Here is a 22,376-nt window from a genome sequence, read left to right as displayed (position 1 = left end):
GCCCCCGCCCCGCCTGGCTCGTCCCCGTCGCCGTGGTCGCCGTGCCCGCGGTCCTGGCCGGACTGGTCGTCGCCCTGGCACGCCCCAAGCCCGCCGGGGGTGAGACGGTCGCCGTCTCCGCGAAGGACTGCGGTCAGGGCTTCACCGCCCCCGAGCCGGGGCGGCGGACCTTCCAGATGCGCAACACCGGCGACCAGACGTCCGAGGTGTACCTCATCGACCCGGCCACCAACGCGGTCTACGGCGAGATCGAGGGCCTGGCCCCCGGTACCACCCGGGACCTCGTCGCCACCGTGGCGGGCGGTACGTACGCCTGGCGCTGTGTCCCCAGCGACGGCAAGGCCGTCACCTCCAAGGCGGTCCGGGTCGGCGGTGCCGCCGGCGCCGGTGCCGTCCTCCCCGTCTCCGAGCGGGATCTCGCGGGACCGCTGCGGGCGTACAAGGCGTACGTGAACCGTGGCCTGGCCACCCTCGTCACCGAGACCCGGACGCTCAGCGACGACATCCGCGCCGGGCACCTGGCCACGGCACGCGCCGACTGGCTGACCGCGCACCGCACCTACGCCTCCCTCGGCGCCGCCTACGGCACCTTCGAGGACTTCGACCAGAAGATCAACGGCCGGCCCGACGGTCTGCCGGGTGGGGTCCACGACAAGGACTTCACCGGCTTCCACCTGATCGAGTACGGGCTGTGGCACGGTCGGCCGGCCGGTGAGCTCAAGGGCCCGGCCCAACAACTCGCCGCCGACGCGGCCGGGTTGCGAAAGGCTTTCCCGCACCAGGACTTCGACCCCTCCGACCTGCCCCTGCGCGCTCACGAGATCCTGGAGAACACCCTCCAGTTCGAGCTGACCGGCGACACCGACCAGGGCAGCGGCACCGGACTGGCCACGGCCGACGCCAACCTCGCGGGTACGCGCGAACTGCTCACCGTGCTCCGGCCGTTGCTCACCACCCGGGCCCCGCATCTGCTCCCCACGGTCGACGCGGACATCGCGCGCCTCGGGACGCTGCTCGACGCCGAGCACCGCGACGGGCGCTGGACCCCCGTCGACCGGCTCGGACGGACCGCGAAGGACCGGATCGACGGGGCCACGGGGCAGCTCCTGGAAGACCTGTCGCCGGTGCCGGACCTGCTCGAGATCCGGAAGTCCGCGTGAGCACCGGCCGCCGCCAGCACGACGAACTCGCCGAAGGGAACATCCCCATGCCGTCCGCCGACACGCCTCCGCCGGGCTGCCCCGCCCACGCCGGCCGCCGCTCCTTCGTCAAGACGGCCCTGGGTGCCGGAGCCGCGGGCGCGGTCCTCGCGGGCGGCGGCGTGGCGCTCGCCGAGACCGGCAGCGGCATCGCGCAGGCCGCCGGGGCGTCCGACGTGCAGAACGCCGCCGCCGTGCCCTTCCACGGCACCCACCAGGCCGGAATCCTCACCCCTCAGCAGAAGGCCGCCGCCTTCGTCTCCTTCGACGTCATCGCCGGCGACCGCGGGGAACTGGCCGACCTGCTGCGGACCCTGACCCAGCGGGCCCGTTTCCTCACCGCCGGCGGCACCCCCACCGACCTGGGCGTCGGCGCCCCGCCCTCGGACAACGGCATCCTCGGGCCGGTCGTCCCGGCCGACGCGCTCACCGTGACCGTCGGCGTCGGTGCCTCCCTCTTCGACGACCGCTACGGACTCGCCAAGGCGAAGCCGCGCCGGCTCACGCCCATGCGCACCTTCCCCAACGACAACCTCGACCCGGCCGAGTGCCACGGCGACCTGTCCCTGCAGATCTGCGCGGCACGACAGGACACCGTGCTGCACGCGCTGCGCGACATCGCCAAGCACACCCGGGGCGCGATGCAGATCCGGTGGCGTGTCGACGGCTTCCAGAACGAGCCCCGGCCCAGCGGCGCCCAGCGCAACCTGCTGGGCTTCAAGGACGGCATAGCCAACCCGGACGTCGCCTCGGCCCGCGAGATGGACCACCTCGTGTGGGTCGGCGAAGGGCAGGGCGAACCAGGCTGGGCGACCGGAGGCAGTTACCAGGTCGTCCGGATCATCCGGATGCTGGTGGAGTTCTGGGACCGGGTCTCGCTGACCGAGCAGGAGCAGATGTTCGGCCGGCGCAAGGACACCGGTGCCCCGCTGGACGGCGCCAAGGAGACCGACAGCCCGAACTACGCCAAGGACCCGCACGGCACGGCCATCCCGCTCGACGCCCACATCCGCCTCGCGAACCCGCGCACCGCGGCGACCGACGACTCCCGCATCCTGCGCCGGGGTTACAACTACGACCGGGGCGTCGACAGCGTCGGCGACCTCGACATGGGCCTGGTCTTCTGCTGCTACCAGCAGGACGTGCGGCGCCAGTTCGAGGCCACACAGACCCGGCTGATCGACGAACCCCTCGTCGACTACATCTCCCCGACCGGCGGCGGCTACTTCTTCGCCCTGCCCGGCGTGCGCTCGTCCTCCGACTGGTTCGGCCGGGGGCTGCTCTCGGCGTGAAGTCCGGTGCGTGTCAGAAGTGTTGACCACGCACTGAAAACGTTTTAGCTTCCCTTCACCGGAGACGCCGAGGTGAGGGGGAGCCGTGGCAACTGCCTTACGGGAACGAGCAGGTGCGAAGGGGGCGAGTCCGGGCCGACGCGATTCCGATGGGGTGCAGCGCAAGCGTAAAGGTTTTCAGAGCCGGGCGTTGTTCCTGCTCATGCTGCCCGGCGTCGCCTACTTCCTGCTGTTCCACTACGGCGCACTCGTCGGCAACGTCATCGCGTTCAAGGAGTACGTGCCGTTCGACGGCCTGTGGGGCAGCCCCTGGGTGGGCCTCGGCAACTTCCAGCGCATGTTCGAGGACGCGGCGTTCTGGGACTCCGTCCGCAACACCCTCTGGATCGCCGTCCTCCAGCTGGTCTTCTACTTCCCGGTGCCGCTCGGTCTCGCCCTGCTGCTGCACACCCTCACCTGGAGCTCGGTACGCCGGATCGTCCAATCGGTCGCGTACCTGCCGCACTTCATCTCGTGGGTGATCGTCGTCGCGCTCTTCCAGCAGGTGCTGGGGGACACCGGCCTGCTCAACAGCGGCCTGAGCGGTGCCGGTCTGCACACCGTCGACATCATCGGCAACCCCGACGCGTTCCAGCCGCTCGTCGTCGCCCAGGTCATCTGGAAGGACGCCGGCTGGGGCACCATCATCTTCCTCGCCGCGCTCGCCCAGGTCGACGAGCAGCAGTACGAGGCCGCCGCCATCGACGGCGCCGGACCCTGGCGCCGCTTCTGGCACGTCACCCTGCCCGCCATCCGCCCGGTGATCGTGCTGCTGCTGATCATGCGGCTCGGTGACATCCTCTCCGTCGGCTTCGAGCAGATGCTGCTGCAACGCGACGCGGTCGGACCAGAGACGGCCGAGGTCATCGACACCTTCGTCTACTACCAGGGCATCGTCGGCGGCGACTACGGATTCGCCGCCGCCGCGGGCCTGTTCAAGGGGCTCGTCGGCGCCCTCCTCGTCTACGCGGCCAACAAGGTCGCCCACCGCCTGGGCGAACAGGGGGTCTACAAGTGAGCGCGTCCGCCCGGCCCGGCTGGATGGAGAAGCCCCGGCCGCTCACCCAGACCGCGAAGGCCCTCGCCCTCGCCGCGGTCGTGCTGCTGGTGTGCGTGCCGTTCCTGGTGATCTTGTCGACCTCGCTGGCGTCCACCCAGGAGGTCGTCGACAACGGCGGCTGGGTGCTGTGGCCCAGCGAGCCCACGCTCGACGCCTACCGCGACATCTTCGACGGCGGCATCGTCACCCACGCCCTCGGCGTCAGCGCGGGCGTGACGATCGCCGGCACCCTGCTCAGCCTCGCCTGCACGGTGACCCTGGCCTACGCGCTGTCCCGCCCCGGCGTCTTCGGCGGCAGACCGGTCCTGCTGCTGGTGCTGTTCACGTTCCTCTTCCCGCCCGGCATGATCCCGAGCTTCCTGCTCGTCAAGGAACTCGGTCTGCTCGACTCGTACGCCTCGCTCGTCCTGCCCGTCCTGGTCAACGTGTTCAACCTGGTCGTCCTGCGCGGCTTCTTCCAGTCGATCCCCGAGGAGCTGTACGAGGCGGCCCGGCTGGACGGGGCGGGGGACTGGCGGGTGCTGGTGTCGGTGGTACTGCCGCTGTCCAAGGCCGCACTCGCCGTCGTCGGCCTGTTCTACGCCGTCGCCTACTGGAACTCCTGGTTCTACGCCTCGCTGTATCTGGAGAGCGACCACTGGCCGCTCCAGCAGGTGCTGCGCACCTATGTGGTGGCCGGTGCCGGACTCACCGACGCGACCACCGGCGAGGCCACCGTCACCGCTCCGCAGACCGTGCAGATGGCGGTGCTCGTGATCGCCACCGTGCCGATCCTGCTCGTCTACCCCTTCCTGCAGAAGTACTTCACCAAGGGCGTGCTCACCGGCGCCATCAAGAGCTGACACGAGGTGGTTCACCCATGCCCCGCATGTCCCGACGCACCCTCCTGCGCTCCATGGCAGTGGGCGGTGCCGCCGTCTCCGTCCCCGGTCTGCTGACCGCGTGCTCCTCGGACCCCGGCGACAGCGACGTCTCCAACGCCGGCAAGAAACTCGCCCCCTGGCCGGCCCACCGCCCGGCGACCGGACCCGAGCCGGACCTCGCCCCGACCGAGGACGGCGTCCAGGCCGGCTACACCTCCTACCCGTCCGACCTGGTCAAGTCCGTCACCCGCACCCCGGGCGACGGCTCCACCATCCGCGTCATGACCGTCTCCTTCGGCACCCCGCCCAAGCCCGCCTCGCAGAACCACTTCTGGGCAGCCGTCGAGAAGGCCCTCGGCGTGAAGATCGAGTACACGATCATCTCGCAGGCCGACTACCAGAAGAAGATGGCGACGGTCATGGCCGGCGACGCCGACGCCCTGCCCGACATCATCAACATGTTCGCCGGCTTCACCCTGCCCCGTGAGGCGCAGTTCGTGCAGCGCCGCGCCCAGGACCTCACGCCGTACCTCTCCGGCGACGCGATCGCCGACTACCCCAACCTCGCGGGCATCCCCACTCACGCCTGGCGCGACATGGGCCGCATCGGCGGCCGCATCTACGGCATCCCGCTGGAACGCCCACTGCCCGGCTCGACCCTCTGGATCAACCAGGACATGTTCGCCGACGCGGGCATGACGGAGGGCTGGACCGCCGAGGACTTCACCTCGGTGGCCCGGCGGGGCACCCGCGGCAGGACGTACATGCTCGGCGCCGCCAACGGCTCCCTGTTCGGCAACGCCTACCACTCCGCCGCCCACAACGCGCCCCAGCGCTGGGCCGTGACCAAGGACGGCACCTTCCTGCCGGCCGCCGCCGACGAACGCTACAAGGCGTCGATCGCCTTCCAGACCCAGCTGCGCAGGAACGGCTCCTACCACCCCGACGCCACGTCCATCTCCCAGATCGACCTGACGACCCTCTACTACAACGGCACCGTCGGCTCCATGCAGGACGGGTTCGGCGCCTACCTGCCCAAGTACCGGGAGTCGAAGGGCAAGATGAGCCCCGCCGCGGCCCTGCCGTACAGCGTCGGCGGCGAGCCCGGCGGCACCGTCGCCGCCCGCCGCTCCTTCGGCTACACCGTCCTCAAGCAGGCCAGGAAGGAGCGCATCGAACTGCTGCTGCGCATCCTCGACTACCTCGCCGCGCCCTTCGGCAGCGAGGAGTGGGAACTCGTCCACTACGGCGTCGAGGGCGTCCACTTCACCCGCGGCGAGGACGGCTCGCCCGAACCCACCGAGCTCGGCGAGGTCGAGAACAACACCAACCTGCCGCTGAAGTACCTCGCCGAAGGCCCCCAGGTGCTGTTCGTGCCCGGCATGCCCGACGCCGTGCGAGCCCTGCACACCTGGCAGCGGAAGGTCGTACCGCACGCCATCCGCGACGCCTCCTTCGGGCTCCAGTCCGCGACGAACAACGCCCAGGGCGCCACCCTCAAGACGTTCCTGGACGACACCATCACCGGCATCATCGCCGGACGGCTGCCGCTGACCGAATGGGACGCGGCGGTGAAGAAGTGGCGGAGCCGGGGCGGCGACAGAATGGCCGAGGAATACGCCGAGGACTACGCGGCCAACGCCTGAGCAGCGGTGGGCGGAACAGGAGACGCGGGGGATGGGGAACGACATGGTGTCCAAGGGACGGGTCACGATCCGCGAGGTCGCCGAGCGGGCGGGCGTGTCGACGGCCACCGCCTCCCGCGCGCTCAGCGGCAACCACCCGGTGCCCCCGGCGACCCGGGCCCGGGTCCTGCGCGCGGCCCGCGACCTCGACTACGTGGCCAACGCGCACGCCCGCGCCCTGGTCGGCGGCGGCCGCAAGATGGCCGCCGTCGTGGTCCGCCAGGTCACCAGCCCCTTCTACGCCCAGGTCGCCGAGGGCGTGGAGGCGGAGGCCGCCGACCGCGGCTGGCTCTGCGTGGTCGGCGCCACCGGCGGCGACGCACAGCGCGAGATGGAGTTCGTGCAGCTCATGCGAGAGGAGGGCGCCCGGCTGGTGATCCTGGTCGGCGGGGTCGTCGAGGACGACGCCTACCGTGAGCGCGTCGCCCACTACGCCCACGCCCTCGACTCCTCCGGAGCCCGGCTCGTGCTCTGCGGCCGGCCCGCGCCCGACCCGGAGATCCCAGCGCTCGTCGTCGAGTTCGACAACGAGGCCGGGGCCCGCGCCATCACCGCCCATCTGCTCTCGGCCGGCCACCGCGGGATCGTCTTCCTCGGCGGACTGCCCGGCAACACCGCCCTCGACGCCCGCGTCGCCGGCTACCGGGCCGCCCTCGCCGAGCACGGGCTGCCGCCCGAGGCCGCACACGTCGTGGACTGCGGACTCGGCCGGGCCGCCGGCCACCGCGCGATGACCGAACTCCTCGAATCCGCGGAGGAGTTCACGGCCGTCTTCGCCGGGGACGACATGGTCGCCGCCGGTGCCCTGCGCGCCATCGCCGACACCGGACTGCGTGTGCCCGGCGACATCTCCGTCGTCGGCTACAACGACATCCCGCTCGCCGAGGACTTCAACCCGCCCCTCACCACCGTCCGCACGCCCGCCGAGGAACTCGGCCGCGCCGCCGTGCGCATCGCGCTGCGCGACCCGGAGCACGCCGCCGGGGCCCACCATCTGCTCGGCACCCACATCGTCGTACGCGACAGCGTCGGCGCGCCCCCGCCCGGGCGTGCCCTGTGACCAACGGAGGAACCGCACCCGCATGAGCGCGCCGCACGTGTCGCTCCCCGACCCGACGCACCTCCCCAACCTGCCGCACCTGCCACCCCCCGACCCGCTGACCTCGCCCCTCACCGGCTGGACCCGCGCCCACTGGGAGGCGATCGCCGACCGTCTCCTCGACGCCCTGACGCCCTACGCCTCCCCGGGCCTGGCCCAGTACCGGCTGCCCGGGCCGCCCAGCCACTCCGGGCCCTGGTCGGACGGTCTCGAGGGGTTCGCCCGGTCCTTCCTGCTGGCCGCGTTCCGCATCGCCGGTGCGGGCGGGCAGGGCGTGCCCGGCCTGATCGAGCGGTACGCGGCCGGGCTCACGGCCGGCACCGACCCGCGCAGCCCCGACCGCTGGCCGCCCATCACCGACCGGTCCCAGCCCATGGTCGAGGCAGCGTCCCTCGCGATCGCCCTGCACGAGACCCGCCCCTGGATCTGGGACCGGCTCGACGACCGCGTCCGGCAGCGGGTCGCCGACTGGCTCGGCGGCTTCGTCGGAGCCGTGGTCAACGACTCCAACTGGCGGCTGTTCCAGGTCATCACCGAGGAGTTCCTGGCCTCCGTCGGCGCCCCGCACAGCCGCACCGAGATCGACGCCGGCCTCGCACGGCTGGAGGACTGGTACCGGGGCGGCGGCTGGTACACCGACGGCGACGGCCGCAAGTTCGACTACTACAACGCCTGGGCGTTGCACCTGTACCCGGTCCTGTGGGCCCGTATCGCGGGGCCGCGCACCGACCCCCGGCTGGTGGCGGAGCACCGCAGACGCCTGCGCTCGTTCCTCCACGACCACCAGCACTTCTTCGGCGCCGACGGCGCCCCCGTCCACCAAGGCCGCTCGCTCACCTACCGGTTCGCGACGGCGGCCCCGCTGTGGGCGGGTGCCCTCGCCGACGCCACCCCGCTGCCGCCCGGCCGCACCCGCCGCCTGGCCTCCGGCGCGCTCAAGCACTTCGCCGAACGGGGTGTGCCCGACGAGCGGGGGCTGCTCACGCTCGGCTGGTACGGGCCGTTCCTCCCCGTCACCCAGCGGTACTCGGGCCCGGCCTCCCCATACTGGGCGAGCAAGGCCTTCCTCGGTCTGCTCCTGCCAGCCGACCACCCCGTCTGGACCGCGCCCGAGGAACCCGGCCCGGTGGAGACGGCCGACGTGCGCCTCGCGTTACCGGCGCCGGGCTGGCTGCTGCACTCCACCGCCTCCGACGGGATCGTCCGGCTCGTCAACCACGGCAGCGACCGCCTCCTGCCCCCGCCCGCGTCGGCCCATGACAGCCCCCACTACGCCCGTTTCGCCTACTCCAGCGCCACGGCTCCCGAGACGCCACCGGCCCCGCGGGCGGACGGCCCCGACAACCACATCGCCCTGCTCGCCCCCGACGGCACACCCACCCCCCGCGGGCGCATCCACCCCCTCGGCGTCGAAGGCCCCCGCGCCGCCTCCTGGCACCGGGCCCTGCTGCCGGGCCACACAGAAGGCCACCGCATCGAGACGGTCAGCGTGGTGCACGGCCCCTGGGAGGTCCGGGTGCACCGCGTCGACGCGCCCACCGGCACGCCCGTACGCGAGGGCGGCTGGGCCGTCGCCGACGACACCGCGCCACCGGCCGCCCGGACCGGCCCCGGCTGGGCACTCGCCCGGCGCGCGGACGGCCTGACCAGCGCGCTCGTCGGGCTGCACGGGTGGAGTGACGACGAGGGGGCGATCGTAGTGGCCGCGGGGAGCAACGCGTACGGGCGCCACTCGGCGACGCCGTTCCTGACGCTGCGGTCCCACCCCGGTGGGACCCGCCTGATGGTGACGCTGGTCGTGCTCAGTGCCGACCCGGTGACGCACCCCCTGGTCGAGGAGGCCCGGGTCCGGGTCGCAGCCGACCGGAGCGTGGAGATCCGTTTCCCCGACGGCACGCGGGAGCGGGTGCCGTGAACAAAGCAGTGGGGGCGCGGCCCGGATGAGCCACGCCCCCACGGTCGGGCCCGCGTCAGGCCGCCACGCGCCTGCGCGTCACCGCCTTCCTCACCAGCGGCCAGGCCAGCAGCAGCACGATCACCGCGTACACCGTCACCGAGAACGGCGTGTTGACCAGCCCCGTCACGCTGCCGTCGCTGATCTGCAGCGCGCGCCGCAACTGCTGCTCGGCGTTCGGGCCGAGGATCACGCCGATGACGGCGGGCAGCACCGGCAGGCCGTAGCGGCGCATGCCGAAGCCGATCAGGCCGATGATCAGCAGGATCACCAGGTCGATCACCTCACCGCCGACCGCGTACGCGCCGACCGCCGCGAAGAACATGATCCCGGCGTACAGATACGGCCGCGGAATGCGCAGCAGCTTCGCCCACACCGGCGCCAGCGGCAGGTTGAGCGCGAGCAGCAGCACCATGCCGACGAAGAGCGAGGCGATCAGGCCCCACACCAGGTCGGGTTCGCGCTCGAAGAGCAGCGGGCCGGGCTGGATGCCGTACTGCTGGAAGGCGGCCAGCATCACGGCCGCGACCGCCGTGGTCGGCAGGCCCAGGGTCAGCATCGACACCAGGGTGCCCGCCGCCGAGGCCGAGGCCGCCGACTCCGGCCCGGCCACGCCCTCGATCGCACCCTTGCCCCACTCGTCCTTGTGCTTGGACAGGCGCTTCTCCGTCACGTACGACAGGAAGGTCGGGATCTCCGCGCCACCCGCCGGGATCGCGCCGAACGGGAAACCGATGAACGGGCCGCGCAGCCACGACTTCCAGGTCCGGTTCACATCCCCGCGCCCCAGCCACGGACGCCCCACCGGGATCGGCTCCGGCGGCCTGCGCCGCAGGTGCGCCGCCACCCACAGGGCCTCGCCGATCGCGAACAGGCCGACCGCGACGATCACCACGTCGATGCCGTCGGCCAGTTGGAGCGAGCCGAACGTCAGACGCTGCTGGCCGGTCATCTGGTCCAGGCCCACCAGGCCCAGCGTGAGGCCGATCAGCAGGGAGGCGAGGCCCCGGATGCGGGACGAACCCAGCACCGACGTCACCGCGATGAACGCCAGCACCATGATGGCGAAGTAGTCCGGCGCGCCGATGTCCACGGCCAGCTCGGCGACCGTCGGGGCAAGCGCGACCAGCAGGATCGTGCCGATCAGGCCGCCCGCGAAGTGTCCGACGGCGGCCGCCGCGAGAGCCTGCGCGCCGCGCCCGGACTTGGCCATGGGGTTGCCCTCCATCGCCGCCACCACCGCCGCACTCTCACCGGGCGTGTTGAGCAGGATGGAGGTGGTCGAGCCGCCGAACATAGCGCCGTAGTAGATGCCGGCGAACATGATGAACGCGCCGATCGGATCGAGCCCGTACGTCACCGGCAGTAGCAGCGCGACCGCCATCGCCGGGCCGATGCCGGGCAGCACGCCGATCGCCGTGCCGAGCAGCACACCGATCGCGGCCCAGAGCAGGTTGACCGGGGTGAGGGCCGTACCGAAGCCGTCCAGGAGGGAGTTGAAGGCATCCATGTCACAGCACTCCCATCAGCGGACCGCCGGGCAGGGGCACTCCGAGCAGGTTGTTGAAGACGACGTAGGTGACGAGGGACAGCCCGGCCGCGATGACCGGATCGCGGTCGATCCTGCGGCTGCCGAGCGCGAACGCCGCACCCCAGAACAGCAGCACGCCGGCGATGGGGAAGCCGAGCGGCTCGATCAGGACGGCCGAGCCGAGGAACACCCCGGCGAGCAGCAGCACCGTGCGCCAGTCGGCGGGCTCGGACAGGTCGATGTCCTCACCGCCCTCGGCCTGGCCCCGGCCGCCGCGCAGCACGTCCACGGCGAGCAGCGCGGCGATCACCAGCAGACCCGCGCCGACCACGACCGGCACGGTCTTCGGGCCGACCGGGCCGCGCTGGGCGATGTCGACGTCCATGGTGAGCGCGTCGGTCAGGACGAGCACGCCCAGCACCAGCAGCAGCGCGCACACGCCGAGTTCGGAGTGCTCCCGCAGCCACGAGCGCTGCTCGCTGCGCTCCGCGGGGGGAATGTCGGTGGTCTGCGTCGTCACAGTCCCAGCTCCTTCAGCACCGAAACCACACGCTTGTCCTCGGCGTCGAGGAACGCGCCGAACTCCTCACCGGCGAGGAAGGCGTCGTCCCAGCCGTTCTGCTCCAGGGACTTCCGCCACTCGTCGGAGGCGTGCAGTTCCTCGACCAGCCGCACGAGCTTGCCGCGCTCCCCGTCGGTCAGTCCGGGCGGGGCGACGATGCCGCGCCAGTTGGTGAAGTTCACGTCGTACCCGGCTTCCTTCAGCGTGGGCGCGTCCAGCCCCTCGACGCGCTCGGGGCCGGTGACCGCGAGGAGGCGCAGCTCGCCCGCCTTGATCTGGTCCAGGTACTCGCCGACGCCGGAGACACCGAACGCGACCTTGTTGCCGAGGATCGACGCGAGCAGCTCGCCGCCGCCGTCGAAGGGGATGTAGTTGACCTGCTTCGGGGGGATCCCGGCGGCCCGCGCCATCAGCATCGGCGCCAGGTGGTCAGGTCCGCCGGGCGACGAGCCGCCGCCCACCGGGAGCTTGCCCGGGTTCTCCTTCCAGGCGCCGATGAGATCGTCGATCGTCTTGTACGGGGAGTCCTTGGCGACCACGACGACGTCCTGCTCCTCGGTGAGCCGGGCGATCGGCGTGGTGTCGCCGAGCGTCTTCGGGGCGTCGTTGGAACGGACGGCGCCCACGACCCCGAGGCCCATGGACATGGCGAGCTTGCCGTTGCCGTGCTCGCTCACCAGCCGGCTCAGGCCGACCGTGCCGCCGGCGCCGGGCAGGTTGAACACCTCGATGTTGTGGGTCAGTCCGGCGTCCTCGGCGTTCTTCGCGGCCGTACGGGCCGTGATGTCGTAGCCGCCGCCGGGCGTGTTGGGGACCATGAAACGCAGGCCCGGGATCTGTGTGCCGGTCTCGGAGCCGCTGCCGGTGGTCAGCAGCGGTGGTCCGACGAGCACGAGCACGGCGGCCCCGAGCAGGGCGAGGGGGGTGCGCAGGCGCACGAGTGCCACCACCTGTCGGTACGTCGTTGCGGGTAGGTAAAGGCCCTGTGGGGGAGGGTGACGTGGGCCACATGCTGCACCGGGCGCCGACGGGCTGTCTCTCTTGCGGAACCAACGGAGGTTTTGGTCTTTGCGGTCACCGGGGCGTCGGCGTGCGGCGCCCGCACCACGCCGCGCGAAATGGCCCCGGCGCCGGTGCGCCAGGGCCATCGCATGCGTGGCGGTTCAGTGCCCCCTACGAGGTGTGGATCTCCAGGGCGGCCCGCACGGCGGACTCCACGGCTCCCTCGATCCACGCCGGCTTGACGGACGTGTGGTCACCGGCGAAGTGCAAAGGCCCCTCACGCCGGGGGATGACCGGGAGCAGCTCCGTGTGCTGCCCGGGCAGCAGCACGGACGCCTCCCCGTAGGCGTACGGGTCGCGCAGCCAGCTCTGCGTGCGTCCCGCGCCGGTGTAGAAGACCTCGATGCGCTGGCCGTAGACCTGCTGGAGACCGCACAGGGCGTGCGGGTAGCGCGCCTCGTCGTCCAGGGAGTCCCAGCGCAGCGCGTCGTCCGCCCAGCTGTAGGAGGCCAGCACGACACCCCCCGCGCTCCCCGCGACGGGATGGGAGGGGTGGAACATGAACCGGTTGGCGTTGTCCGACACCGAGCCGCCGCCCACGACGTCGACCGCTTCCGGCTGGTCGCGCGCGATCGCGCGGTTGGCGGCGTAGTGGGTGCGCTGACCCGCTGTGATGTGCCCGCCGGGCACCGAGGGATGGGCGCCGAGGAGGGTGCCGTCCGCGGCGGCGCGGCCCGTGCGGTACGCGTCGTACAGGCCCGGGTCGACGGCGTTCAGCTCGCGCTTCCAGTCGGCCTCGTCGAACTCCCACCAGCGGCGGCTGAACTCCAGCAGCACCTTGGTCGCGCTGTCGTAGTGCAGTTCGCAGACCGCGCGGCGCTTGCCGTACGACATGGGCGGGTCGATCTGCACGTGGCGCAGGCCGGAGAACGGCACCGTGACCACGGCGACGTCCGCGGTGAACTGCTCGCGCACGACCGGGCCGCCGCGGCCCTCGGACACGGTGTCCACCCACACGTGCGGGCCCTTGCTCCGGACGTGTCCGGCGTCCGGCGCGGGGCGATCGGGGTGGTGGTACTCGATGCGGGTGACCCGGCGGTCGAACCGCACGTCCTCGCGCACGCGTTCCAGCAGGGCGTCCGGCAGTACGGCCGTGCCGCCCTCCAACTCGTAGAACGGTGTGTCGGGGCTGATGAGGGACGAGCCGATGAAGCTGTGGATGAAGGAGAGCGGAAGGCGCGAGGTGAGGTTCTCCAGGGTGCCGATCAGGTCGATGGTCCGCTCGTCCAGTCCGGCGTGCTCGGTGAGGAAGCGGAACATCGACCAGTCACCGAACCGCCGCACCACGCGGGCCCAGCCCCGCAGCCGCTCCGGAAGCGGCTTGTCGACCCGCTTGCCGCCGGAGTCGACGTAGCTGAACTCGTCGCGCAAGGGGTCCAGCGCCGAGCGCAGGATGGCGGCGGCCGGGGTGTCCCAGTGGGCCTTGGGGACGCCGAAGGACCGGTTCACGCGCCGGGGCGCGCGAGCGTAGTCGGTGCGCCGCACGCGGATGCCGTTGACGTGGATCCAGGTGCGGCCGGCGGGGCGCCCCTCGGTGTCGACGTCGACGTAGTGGAAGCGCCGCTTCTTGAGGTCGAACTGGTCGATCAGTTCCATCACCAGCGGGTGGCTGCCGGGGATGCGCATCGCGCCCGCTTCGGCGTACTGGCGGGGATCGGCGAAGGGCTGCTCGGCGTCCTCGTGGCCGCCGGTGCGGAAGGTCTTGATGCGTCCGCCCGCGCGGTTGCCGTTGGCCTCCAGGACCGTCACCCGGTGACCGGCCTTCTTCAGCAGCCAGGCGGCGACCAGCCCGGCCGGACCGGCGCCGATGACGAGGACGTTCCTGGGGCGCGTGCGGCGTTGAGCCGGCAGCCCCTTCTTGAGGACGTGCTGGTAGCGCGGGACGAGGGGACGGTTGTCGGAGTCCAGTACGAGCAGTGCGCGGGCGACGGCGAGGCACTTGTCGGCGTCGGCGCCGCGCCTGTCGCCCGGGGCAGCCGGGGCAGCCGGGGCGGGCAGGGCCGTGGCGGCACCGCCGGTCAGGGCCGTCGCCACCGTGGCCGTACCGGCCACCGCCGCGAAGCTCCGCCGGGAGAATCCGCCGTCCGAGTGCACCACCGCGTGATCTTCAGTCATGGCGGCCTTTGTACTGGCGCCCCCGCCCGGGCGCCGTCCTTCGCCCGGGCGTTGACCCGAAGGAGCGAAGTCCGCCGCAAACCCTGACGTCACAGCGGGTCGCCGGCGCCGGCGACTGCGGGCAACCCGAAGGAATGAATGCGGAGCGAACCGCCTCTGCCGCCGCGTCCGTGCCCGCACACTGCGACATGCGGATGCACATCCGTGCTCTCCGGCCTTCGGCCCACGCGGCGCACCCGGCGCATCGCGTACGCGGCGCCGCCCGGCCTCAGGAGAGTCGGGGGCGACGGAGGGGGAAGAGTGGCGCAGCGGCGCGCTCCGTTGGGCGACCGAGCCCGTTACTGGTTCGACAGCACGCTGGCCCGCGGTGCCTCGGCGATCGTCGGCTGGATGGCGCTGCTGTGCCTGGCCGTCGTCGTCCCGGCCAGCGCGGTCGTGGTGTGGACCGACCCCGGTGCTCCGGAGTCCGTGAGGGGCCGGCTGGCGGCGGTGTGGCACCTCACCGGCGAGACCCTGCGGCTGGGCGGCGAGACCGGTACGCCGCTGCGCGTGACGATGTCGGTGCTGCTCGCCCTGGTCGCCCTGCTGTACGTCTCGACGCTGGTCGGCCTGATCACCACGGCGCTCACGGAGCGGCTCACCGCGTTGCGGCGGGGCCGCTCCACCGTGCTGGAACGCGGGCACGTCGTGGTCCTGGGATGGTCGGAGCAGGTCTTCACGGTGGTGAGCGAGCTGGTGGCCGCCAACGCCAACCAGCGGCGCGCGGCGGTGGCGGTGCTGGCCGACCGGGACAAGACCGCCATGGAGGAGGCCCTCAGCACCAAGGTGGGCCCCGTCGGCCGTACGCGGCTGATCTGCCGCAGCGGCCCCACCACCGACCCGGCGGTGCTCTCCCTGACCAGCCCCGCGACGGCCGGTGTCGTGCTGGTCCTGCCCCGCGACGAGCCCGACGCCGATGCCGAGGTGGTCAAGACGCTGCTGGCGCTGCGGGCGGCCCTGCCCGGGGAGGGGGAGCGTCCGCCCGTCGTCGCCGCCGTCCGGGACGACCGCTACCGGCTGGCCGCCACGCTCGCCGCCGGGCCGGGCGGCGTCGTTCTGGAGAGCGACACCGTCACCGCCCAACTGATCGTCCAGGCCGCCCGCCGCCCGGGGCTCTCCCTCGTCCACCAGGAGCTTCTCGACTTCGCCGGCGACGAGTTCTACCTCGTCACCGAACCGGCCCTGACCGGCCGCCCGTTCGGCGACGCGCTGTTGTCCTACCCGACGTCGAGCGTCGTCGGGATCGTACGCGGCGACAGCCCTCTGCTGAACCCGCCGCCGCACACGCCTCTCACCGAGGGCGACCTGCTCATCGTCATCTCCCGCGACGACGACACGGTCTGGCCGGCCGACTGCGCGGACTCGGTCGAGAAGGCGGCGATGGCGTCCGGGCCCCCGACGCCCGCACGACCGGAGCGGGTCCTCCTGCTCGGCTGGAACCGCCGAGCGCCGCTCATGGTCGACCAGCTGCGCCGCCGCGCCCGGCCCGGGTCGGCCGTCGACGTGGTCGCGGACGGCGGTGAGGCGACGGTCCGGCAGGTGAACGAGACCGACGCGCAGCACGGCGCCGATCTGACCCTGACCCTGCACCACGGCGACGTCACCCGTCCCGAGACCCTGCGAGGTCTGGACGTGCACTCCTACGACAGCGTGATCGTGCTCGGCCAGGACCCCGGCCCGGGACAGCCGTCGGAGGACCCCGACAACCACACGCTCGTCACGCTCCTGCTGCTGCGCCAGATGGAGGAAGCGACCGGGCGCGAACTCCCCGTCGTCACCGAGCTGATCGACGACCGCAACCGGGCGCTGGCCCCCATCGGGCCCGGAGCGGACGTGATCATCAGCGGCAAGCTCATCGGCCTGCTCATGGCACAGATCTCCCAGAACCGGCACCTGGCGGCGGTGTTCGAGGAGCTGTTCTCCGCGGACGGCACCGGAATCCGCCTGCGGCCGGCCGGCGACTACGTGCTGCCCGGGTGCGAGACGACTTTCGCCACCGTCGTGGCCGCCGCACGTCAGCGCGGCGAATGCGCCATCGGTTACCGAAGCCACGACGACGCGTCGACGAGTCCGGGCTACGGGGTACGGATCAACCCGCCGAAAGCCGAGCGACGCGGCTGGGCGGCCGAGGACGAGGTGATCGTCGTCGGCAGGGACTGACCTTCGGCCGGTGCGCCGACCGACGTTCCGATTACTCGGAGATCGATGAACATCCCGGTCTCGGTGCCGCCGCGCGGCCAAAGTAATCCAAGTGCTCCTGATCCGGCTGAAGAAACAAGGAGATTCGACTGTGTGTTCGCCGGTGGGCAGGGCACCAGAAGGAGCGGAGGTTGATGACTATGGTTCCCCTGCTTCTCGTCCTGCTGCTGGCTCTGATCCTGTTCGGCGCGGGCTTCGCGCTGAAGGCCCTGTGGTGGATCGCGGTGATCGTGCTGGTCCTCTGGCTGCTCGGCTTCGTGCTGCGCACCGCGGACAGTGGTGGCCGCAAGGGCCGCTGGTATCGCTGGTAGACCGGCAGACCGTCACCTGTGGCGAACAAGACGTCAGGAATGGGGTAGACGAAAGTGACCCTGAATTCTCCTGGGAAAGGCGTTCCTCTTCCATGGCCGATACACAAGATGTCGTAGAACTCATTCTTCATGACCACCGGCGCATGGAAGACCTCTTCCGTCAGATGCGGAGCGTCGAAGCCGACCGGGCGGGCGCGCTACGGGAATTCGCGGATCTGCTGATCGCGCACGCGCAGGCCGAGGAGGCCAAGGTCTATCCGGCGCTCAAGCGGTACAAGAACATCGACGACGAAGAGGTCGAGCACGGCGAGCACGAGCACGACGAGGGCAACGAGGCCCTTCTGGAACTCCTCGAGGTCGAGGAGGTCGGCTCCGAGGAGTGGGACTCGAAGCTCGAGGAGCTGGTGGAGGCCGTCACCCACCACGCCGACGAGGAGGAGCGCACCATCCTCAACGGCGCACGGGAGAACGTGGCGATGGAGCGCCGGGAGGAGCTGGGCCGGGCGTTCGCGCAGGAGCGGGAGCGTCAGCTGAAGGCCGGCTGCGGTTCCGTGGAGAACGTGCGCAAGATCGTGGAGTCGTGACCCGAGCGGGCCGGTCCCGGTGACCGCCCCCGCAGACACCGGCTGATGGAGCCCGGACCTGGATCGGTCCGGGCTCCGCCGTGCGCACTACCGGCCCGCGGCCGCCGCGCAGCCGATGTCCCGCGACGGCAGCCGCCCCGTGGCGAGGTACGCGTTGACCGCGTCGTCGACACAGGCCGACCCGTAGACGCCGTACACCGCGTGCTGGTCGGCCCCCTTCAGGGTGACCAGGCGTGAGGAGGGCCACAGGTCGCGGACCGCCCGGGCGCCGTCGTAGTCGGTGCGTGGGTCCCCGGTGGCGTTCACCAGCAGGGCCGGCAGGTCGTCCCGGATCGTGGTCGGACGCTCGCGCGGCCGGTCCCAGAACGCGCACGGGCCGAGGTTCTGCGTGACGGGCGCGAAGAGCGGGTCCTGCGCCCGGGTGCGCTGCACGTCGCGCCAGTACACCTCCGGGTCGCGCGGAGCGGCGCCGTCGCCGCACAGGATCGCCGTCTGCACGCTGCCGTAGTGGGAGTCGGTGTCCGTGAGCACGAAGGCGAGCACCCCGGCGAGCCACGGGGAGGGCGTGACCCGCTGCCCCCGCGACGCCCGCAGCATGTCCCGGACGGCCTGCGCGAAGTCCCCGTAGGCGGCGTCGTTGTGCTGCGACAGGCCGTTGAAGGCGACCATGGGCATCACATGCTCGTCGAGCCGGTGATCGCCGAGCCGGAGCGGTGTGCGGGCCGCGGCCTTCCGGACGCCTTCCACGGTCGCCAGCACCTCGCCCCGGGTGCGGCCCAGCCCGTACGTCGCCTCGCGGGCGGCGGCCCAGGAGGCCCAGCCCTCCAGCGCGCGGCGGTTGGCCCGCTCGACGCCCTTGAGCAGCCGGGGCCCGTACCGGTCCGGGTCGATCACACCGTCCAGGACGACCCGGTCGGTCCGGCCGGGGAACATCGTGGTGTACACCTCGCCGAGGTAACTGCCGTACGAGTAGCCCAGGTAGGAGATCCGCTGCTCGCCGAGCGCGGCCCGGACGACGTCCATGTCGCGGGCCGTGTTGCGGGTGGTGGCGTGAGGGAGGACGTCGCCCGCGTCGGTGCGGCAGCGCTCGGCGAGGTCCTTCGAGAACGCGGCCACGCGGTCGAAGCCGGCCCGGTCCCCACCCGCCCCGCGCCACGCCGAGCCGGTCGGCCAGCGGCAGTCCAGCGGTGTGCTGCGGCCCACGAAACGGGGGTCCACGCCGACCACGTCGTACCGGGCGGCGACGTCCTTCATCGCCTTGCGCACCCACGGTGGGTCACCGAGCGTCTGCCCGCCGGGCCCGCCCCCGTTCAGCAGCAGCGGGCCGACACGGCGGTCGGTGTCGGTGGCGCGGATCCGGGAGATCGCGACGGTGATCGTCCGGCCGCCGGGGTCGGCGTAGTCGAGCGGGACGGTCACGTCAGTGCAGCGGGCGCCCGCCTGCTCCAGTTCCTTGCCGGTCGTGTCGTCCGGTCCGAGCACGCAGCTCTTCCAGGTGAGGCGCTGGTCGTGGTAGCGGGCGAGGGGGTCGGAGCCGGGACTCGCGCCGGCCGTGGCGGGCAGCGCCGTCAGGGCGAGACCGGTGGCCGTCAGGGCGAGGGCGGCTCGTCGTGCGGTTCCCGGGAAGCGGGATGACACGGGTGGAGGTCCTTTCTGTCGACGATGCCCCTCGCTCCTGGCAGGGACATGCCGAGGAAGGGGGGTGGTGCGACAGAACGCTAGGGACGGGCCGCCGTCCGGTCACTCCGGCTGGCAGCCGCTCAGAGGTGGGGCCAGCCCCAGCGCAGCGGCGGGGGAATCCCGTTTCCATGGTGGTGACACCCAACGGAATCCACCCCCGAGCTGGGAGAATGCTCGGGCAGACCTTGTGCAGGTCGGTGCAGGGGGGTTGTCCAGACATTCGCTCACGCCTAGGGTCGCCTTCCGGGTGCAAGCGCTTTCCAAGTGCTGTCCCAGCGTGTGTCAGCCGGCCGTCCGAGGAGCGCCGCATGTCCTTGTCCCCCACCCGCCGCCGCGTGGCCGTCGTCGGCACCGGAGCGATCGTCAGCGGCAGTCATCTGCCCGCGCTGCGGGCCCACTCCGACCGGGTGGAACTGGTCGCCGCCGTCGACGTCGACCAGGAGCGCCTCGATGCCTTCCGCGAGCTGGCCGGCGGCTCGGTCGCCGGGTACACCTCGGTGGCGGCGATGCTGGACGCCGTACGCCCCGACCTGGTCCTCATCGGGACGCCGCCCGCCCTGCACCGCGACCAGACGGTGGCCTCGCTCAAGGCGGGCGCCTGGGTGCTGTGCGAGAAGCCGCTCACCCTCTCGCTCGCCGAGTACGACGAGATCGCCGCCGCCGAGGAGGCCTCCGGGGCGTACGCGGCGGTCGTCTTCCAGCACCGCTACGGATCCGGCGCGGTGCACGCCCGCGAGCTGATCACCAGCGGTGAGCTGGGCGCACCGCTGGTCGCGCACTGCCAGACCACCTGGCACCGGGACGCGGCGTACTACGCCGTGCCGTGGCGCGGCAAGTGGGCCAGCGAGGGCGGCGGGCCGACCATGGGCCACGGCATCCACCAGTACGACCTGCTGCTCCACCTGCTCGGCGAGTGGGAGGAGATCAGCGCCATGGCCGCCCGGCTCGTCCACGACACCGAGAGCGAGGACGTCTCCACGGCGCTGGTCCGCTTCCGCGGCGGCGCCCTCGCCACCGTCGTCAACAGCGTGCTCTCGCCGGACGAGGTGAGCCGTATCCGCATCGACTGCGCGGACGCCACGGTCGAGCTCACCCACCTGTACGGCCACACCAACGACAGCTGGGTCTACACCCCCGCCCCGCACGTCGGCTCCGACCGGGCCACCGCCTGGCGCACCCCCGCGAACGACGTGCCCAGCTCGCACACCGCCCAGCTGGGCACACTCCTCGACGCCTACGACAACGGCACCCGACCACCGGGCAGCGGCCAGGACGCCCGCGCCACCCTCGAGTTCGCCGCCGCCCTCTACAAGGCGGCGTTCACCGGCCGCTCCGTGCACGCGGGAGAGATCGGCCCGGGCGACCCCTTCTACGAGGCCATGCACGGTGAGTACCCCGACTGGGCCCCCAAGGAGCGCGCATGAGCATCCGAGTCACCCACACCCACGGCGAGGACATCGCCGTCACGGCGGCGAACGGCACGGAGATCCTCCGCTACGTCTACCGCCCGGACCCGAACCCCTTCGAGTCCCGCAAGCCTTACGCCCACCCGGTGCGCACCCTGTCCGGCCGCACGGTCACCGGCTACCGACCGAACGACCACCGCTGGCACAAGGGCCTCCAGATGACCGCGAGCCATCTGTCCGGCCAGAACTTCTGGGGCGGCAACTGCTACGTCCACGGCCAGGGCTACCTCCCGCTGCCCGAGCGCGTCGGTTCCATGCGGCACGACGGCTTCTCCGCGTTCACCGTCGAGGACGACCGCCTCGCCTTCACCGAGGACCTCACCTGGGTCGAGAACGGCGGCGCGGAGTGGGCGCGTGAGGTGCGGGGGCTGACCGTCCACTCGGTGGACGAGGAGGCCGGCGCCTGGGCCCTGGACTGGTCGATCCGCCTCACCAACGTCCGTTCCGAGCCCCTGGCCTTCGGTTCCCCGACCACCGCGGGCCGCGAGATGGCCGGCTACACCGGACTCCAGTGGCGCGGCCCGCGCGACTTCACCGGCGGCACGGTCTTCGCCCCGGACACCGACGCCGACGCCGGGAAGCTGATGGGCAGCCAGGGCCCCTGGCTCGCCTTCACCACCGAGCACGACGACGTCGACGGCCACTCCACCCTCGTCTTCGCGCACGCGCCCGAGAACCTCGACGACACCTCGGCGATCCACGAGTCGCACTGGTTCGTCCGCTCCGAGCCCTTCCCGACGGTCGCCTTCTCCTGGGCGTTCTTCGAGGAGTTCGAGCTCCCGCCCGGCGAGTCCTTCGCCTTCCGCTACCGGCTCGTCGTCGCCGACGGCGCCTGGGACCGCGACCGGGTCGGCACCCACCTGGAGGGCCTGCCGTGGTGAGCGACGCCAAGCCCGCCCTGCCGCACCCGCTGCCCGGCGCCATCGGCCTGTCCCATCTGAGCGCCTACGACTGGGAGGCCGCCGACGGAGTCTGCGGCGGCAGCCCGCACCTGCACCTGGTCTGCACCGAGGCGTACGTCGTCACCGGCGGCCGGGGAGCGGTCCAGACGCTCAGCCCCGACGGCTACCGGGACATCCCCCTCGCGCCCGGATCCATCGCCTGGTTCACACCGGGCACCGTGCACCGCATGGTGCAGGGCGGCGATCTGCGCATCACCGTGCTGATGCAGAACAGCGGCCTGCCCGAGGCCGGGGACGCCGTGTTCACCTTCCCGCCCGAGGTGCTCGCCGACCCCGAGAAGTACGCGGCCGCGGCCACCCTGCCGCCCGGCACGGGACCGGAGACGGCGGCGGCCGCCCGACGCCGCAGGGACCTCGCCGTGGAGGGCTACCTCGCCCTGCGCGAGGCGCTCGTCGCCGGCGACAACGGCCCGTACCTGGAGTTCCAGCGGGCCGCCGCCCGCATCGTGCGCGACAAGGTGCCCACCTGGCGCGACCTGTGGCGGGCGGGCGCCCTGGCCACCGCCGAACGCACCGGAGCCCAGCTCGACGCACTGGCCGGCGGCGAGCCCGCCTACCTCGGCGAGGCCACCGCCTACGAGGCCGCGCCCACCCGGCTCGGCGGCTTCGGCATGTGCGGCCGGCGGGACGAGTACAACCTCCCCGGGACGACGCTGCCGTACCGGAGCGAGTGA

General features: G+C 72.2%; 18 protein-coding genes. 13 read left to right on the top strand and 5 right to left on the bottom strand.

Annotated features, from left to right (window positions below; translation table 11 throughout):
• From GTY47_RS32715 to GTY47_RS32685, 7 genes are all read left to right on the top strand, one after another.
• Positions 1-1,160, top strand: a 1,160-nt coding sequence (locus GTY47_RS32715; protein ID WP_010043330.1) for an EfeM/EfeO family lipoprotein, incomplete at its 5' end; no start/stop codon positions are given.
• Positions 1,161-1,207: 47 nt separating this feature from the next.
• Complete coding sequence (efeB, locus tag GTY47_RS32710) at positions 1,208-2,491, top strand: iron uptake transporter deferrochelatase/peroxidase subunit (RefSeq protein WP_029181414.1); 1,284 nt, start codon at positions 1,208-1,210, stop codon at positions 2,489-2,491.
• Positions 2,492-2,693: 202 nt separating this feature from the next.
• Positions 2,694-3,548, top strand: coding sequence for an ABC transporter permease subunit (locus GTY47_RS32705; RefSeq protein ID WP_029181413.1), 855 nt, complete (start codon positions 2,694-2,696; stop codon positions 3,546-3,548).
• Positions 3,545-4,432 carry a carbohydrate ABC transporter permease gene (locus tag GTY47_RS32700; protein WP_010043325.1) on the top strand — a complete coding sequence of 296 codons (888 nt, stop codon included), beginning with the start codon at positions 3,545-3,547 and terminating at the stop codon, positions 4,430-4,432. The genes GTY47_RS32705 and GTY47_RS32700 overlap by 4 nt, the downstream gene beginning before the upstream one ends.
• Before the next feature lie 17 nt (positions 4,433-4,449).
• Entirely contained in the window at positions 4,450-6,099 is a 1,650-nt protein-coding gene (locus GTY47_RS32695) for an extracellular solute-binding protein (protein WP_010043323.1), read from the top strand.
• Between the two features lie 43 nt (positions 6,100-6,142).
• Positions 6,143-7,198 carry a LacI family DNA-binding transcriptional regulator gene (locus GTY47_RS32690; protein WP_040903583.1) on the top strand — a complete coding sequence of 352 codons (1,056 nt, stop codon included), beginning with the start codon at positions 6,143-6,145 and terminating at the stop codon, positions 7,196-7,198.
• A 22-nt stretch (positions 7,199-7,220) separates the two neighbouring features.
• On the top strand, positions 7,221-9,152 hold the full coding sequence (locus GTY47_RS32685; protein ID WP_010043313.1) for a DUF2264 domain-containing protein: 1,932 nt from the start codon (positions 7,221-7,223) through the stop codon (positions 9,150-9,152).
• A 55-nt stretch (positions 9,153-9,207) separates the two neighbouring features.
• Here the strand turns inward: GTY47_RS32685 and GTY47_RS32680 are convergent, their stop codons facing one another.
• The 4 genes from GTY47_RS32680 to GTY47_RS32665 form a co-directional block, all read right to left on the bottom strand.
• On the bottom strand, positions 9,208-10,701 hold the full coding sequence (locus GTY47_RS32680) for a tripartite tricarboxylate transporter permease (RefSeq protein ID WP_010043312.1): 1,494 nt from the start codon (positions 10,699-10,701) through the stop codon (positions 9,208-9,210).
• Position 10,702: 1 nt separating this feature from the next.
• Positions 10,703-11,242 carry a tripartite tricarboxylate transporter TctB family protein gene (locus tag GTY47_RS32675; RefSeq protein WP_010043311.1) on the bottom strand — a complete coding sequence of 180 codons (540 nt, stop codon included), beginning with the start codon at positions 11,240-11,242 and terminating at the stop codon, positions 10,703-10,705.
• Positions 11,239-12,222, bottom strand: coding sequence for a tripartite tricarboxylate transporter substrate binding protein (locus GTY47_RS32670; RefSeq protein ID WP_029181412.1), 984 nt, complete (start codon positions 12,220-12,222; stop codon positions 11,239-11,241). The genes GTY47_RS32675 and GTY47_RS32670 overlap by 4 nt, the downstream gene beginning before the upstream one ends.
• Before the next feature lie 235 nt (positions 12,223-12,457).
• Complete coding sequence (locus GTY47_RS32665; RefSeq protein ID WP_029181411.1) at positions 12,458-14,461, bottom strand: NAD(P)/FAD-dependent oxidoreductase; 2,004 nt, start codon at positions 14,459-14,461, stop codon at positions 12,458-12,460.
• A gap of 300 nt (positions 14,462-14,761) precedes the next feature.
• Between GTY47_RS32665 and GTY47_RS32660 the strand changes: the two genes are divergently transcribed.
• The 3 genes from GTY47_RS32660 (at position 14,762) to GTY47_RS32650 (ending at position 17,594) form a co-directional block, all read left to right on the top strand.
• The gene (locus tag GTY47_RS32660) at positions 14,762-16,660 is read left to right on the top strand and encodes a hypothetical protein (protein ID WP_029181410.1); all 1,899 of its coding nucleotides are present in this window, start codon (positions 14,762-14,764) and stop codon (positions 16,658-16,660) included.
• Positions 16,661-16,839: 179 nt separating this feature from the next.
• Positions 16,840-17,010, top strand: a complete 171-nt coding sequence (locus GTY47_RS32655) for a DUF5670 family protein (RefSeq protein ID WP_010043305.1) — start codon at positions 16,840-16,842, stop codon at positions 17,008-17,010.
• A gap of 92 nt (positions 17,011-17,102) precedes the next feature.
• Positions 17,103-17,594: a hemerythrin domain-containing protein gene (locus tag GTY47_RS32650; RefSeq protein ID WP_029181409.1), complete on the top strand. Its 492-nt coding sequence runs from the start codon at positions 17,103-17,105 to the stop codon at positions 17,592-17,594.
• Between the two features lie 87 nt (positions 17,595-17,681).
• On the opposite strand, the gene GTY47_RS32645 is transcribed toward GTY47_RS32650, so the two are convergent.
• A complete protein-coding gene (locus GTY47_RS32645; RefSeq protein WP_010043301.1) occupies positions 17,682-19,232 on the bottom strand; it encodes an alpha/beta hydrolase in 1,551 nt (516 codons plus the stop codon).
• A gap of 350 nt (positions 19,233-19,582) precedes the next feature.
• On the opposite strand from GTY47_RS32645, the gene GTY47_RS32640 reads away from it, so the two are divergent.
• Genes GTY47_RS32640 through GTY47_RS32630 form a run of 3 tightly spaced genes read left to right on the top strand, consistent with a single transcriptional unit; the run spans position 19,583 to position 22,376 of the window.
• Positions 19,583-20,698, top strand: coding sequence for a Gfo/Idh/MocA family oxidoreductase (locus GTY47_RS32640; RefSeq protein ID WP_010043298.1), 1,116 nt, complete (start codon positions 19,583-19,585; stop codon positions 20,696-20,698).
• The gene (locus GTY47_RS32635) at positions 20,695-21,621 is read left to right on the top strand and encodes a PmoA family protein (RefSeq protein WP_010043295.1); all 927 of its coding nucleotides are present in this window, start codon (positions 20,695-20,697) and stop codon (positions 21,619-21,621) included. The genes GTY47_RS32640 and GTY47_RS32635 overlap by 4 nt, the downstream gene beginning before the upstream one ends.
• Complete coding sequence (locus tag GTY47_RS32630; protein ID WP_010043294.1) at positions 21,615-22,376, top strand: cupin; 762 nt, start codon at positions 21,615-21,617, stop codon at positions 22,374-22,376. Before GTY47_RS32635 ends, GTY47_RS32630 begins: the two co-directional genes overlap by 7 nt.

The organism is Streptomyces sp. SID5464, from assembly GCF_009862985.1.
In the GTDB taxonomy this organism is placed as follows: Bacteria; Actinomycetota; Actinomycetes; order Streptomycetales; family Streptomycetaceae; genus Streptomyces; species Streptomyces chartreusis_D.
This window is presented reverse-complemented; position numbering and strand designations above follow the sequence as displayed.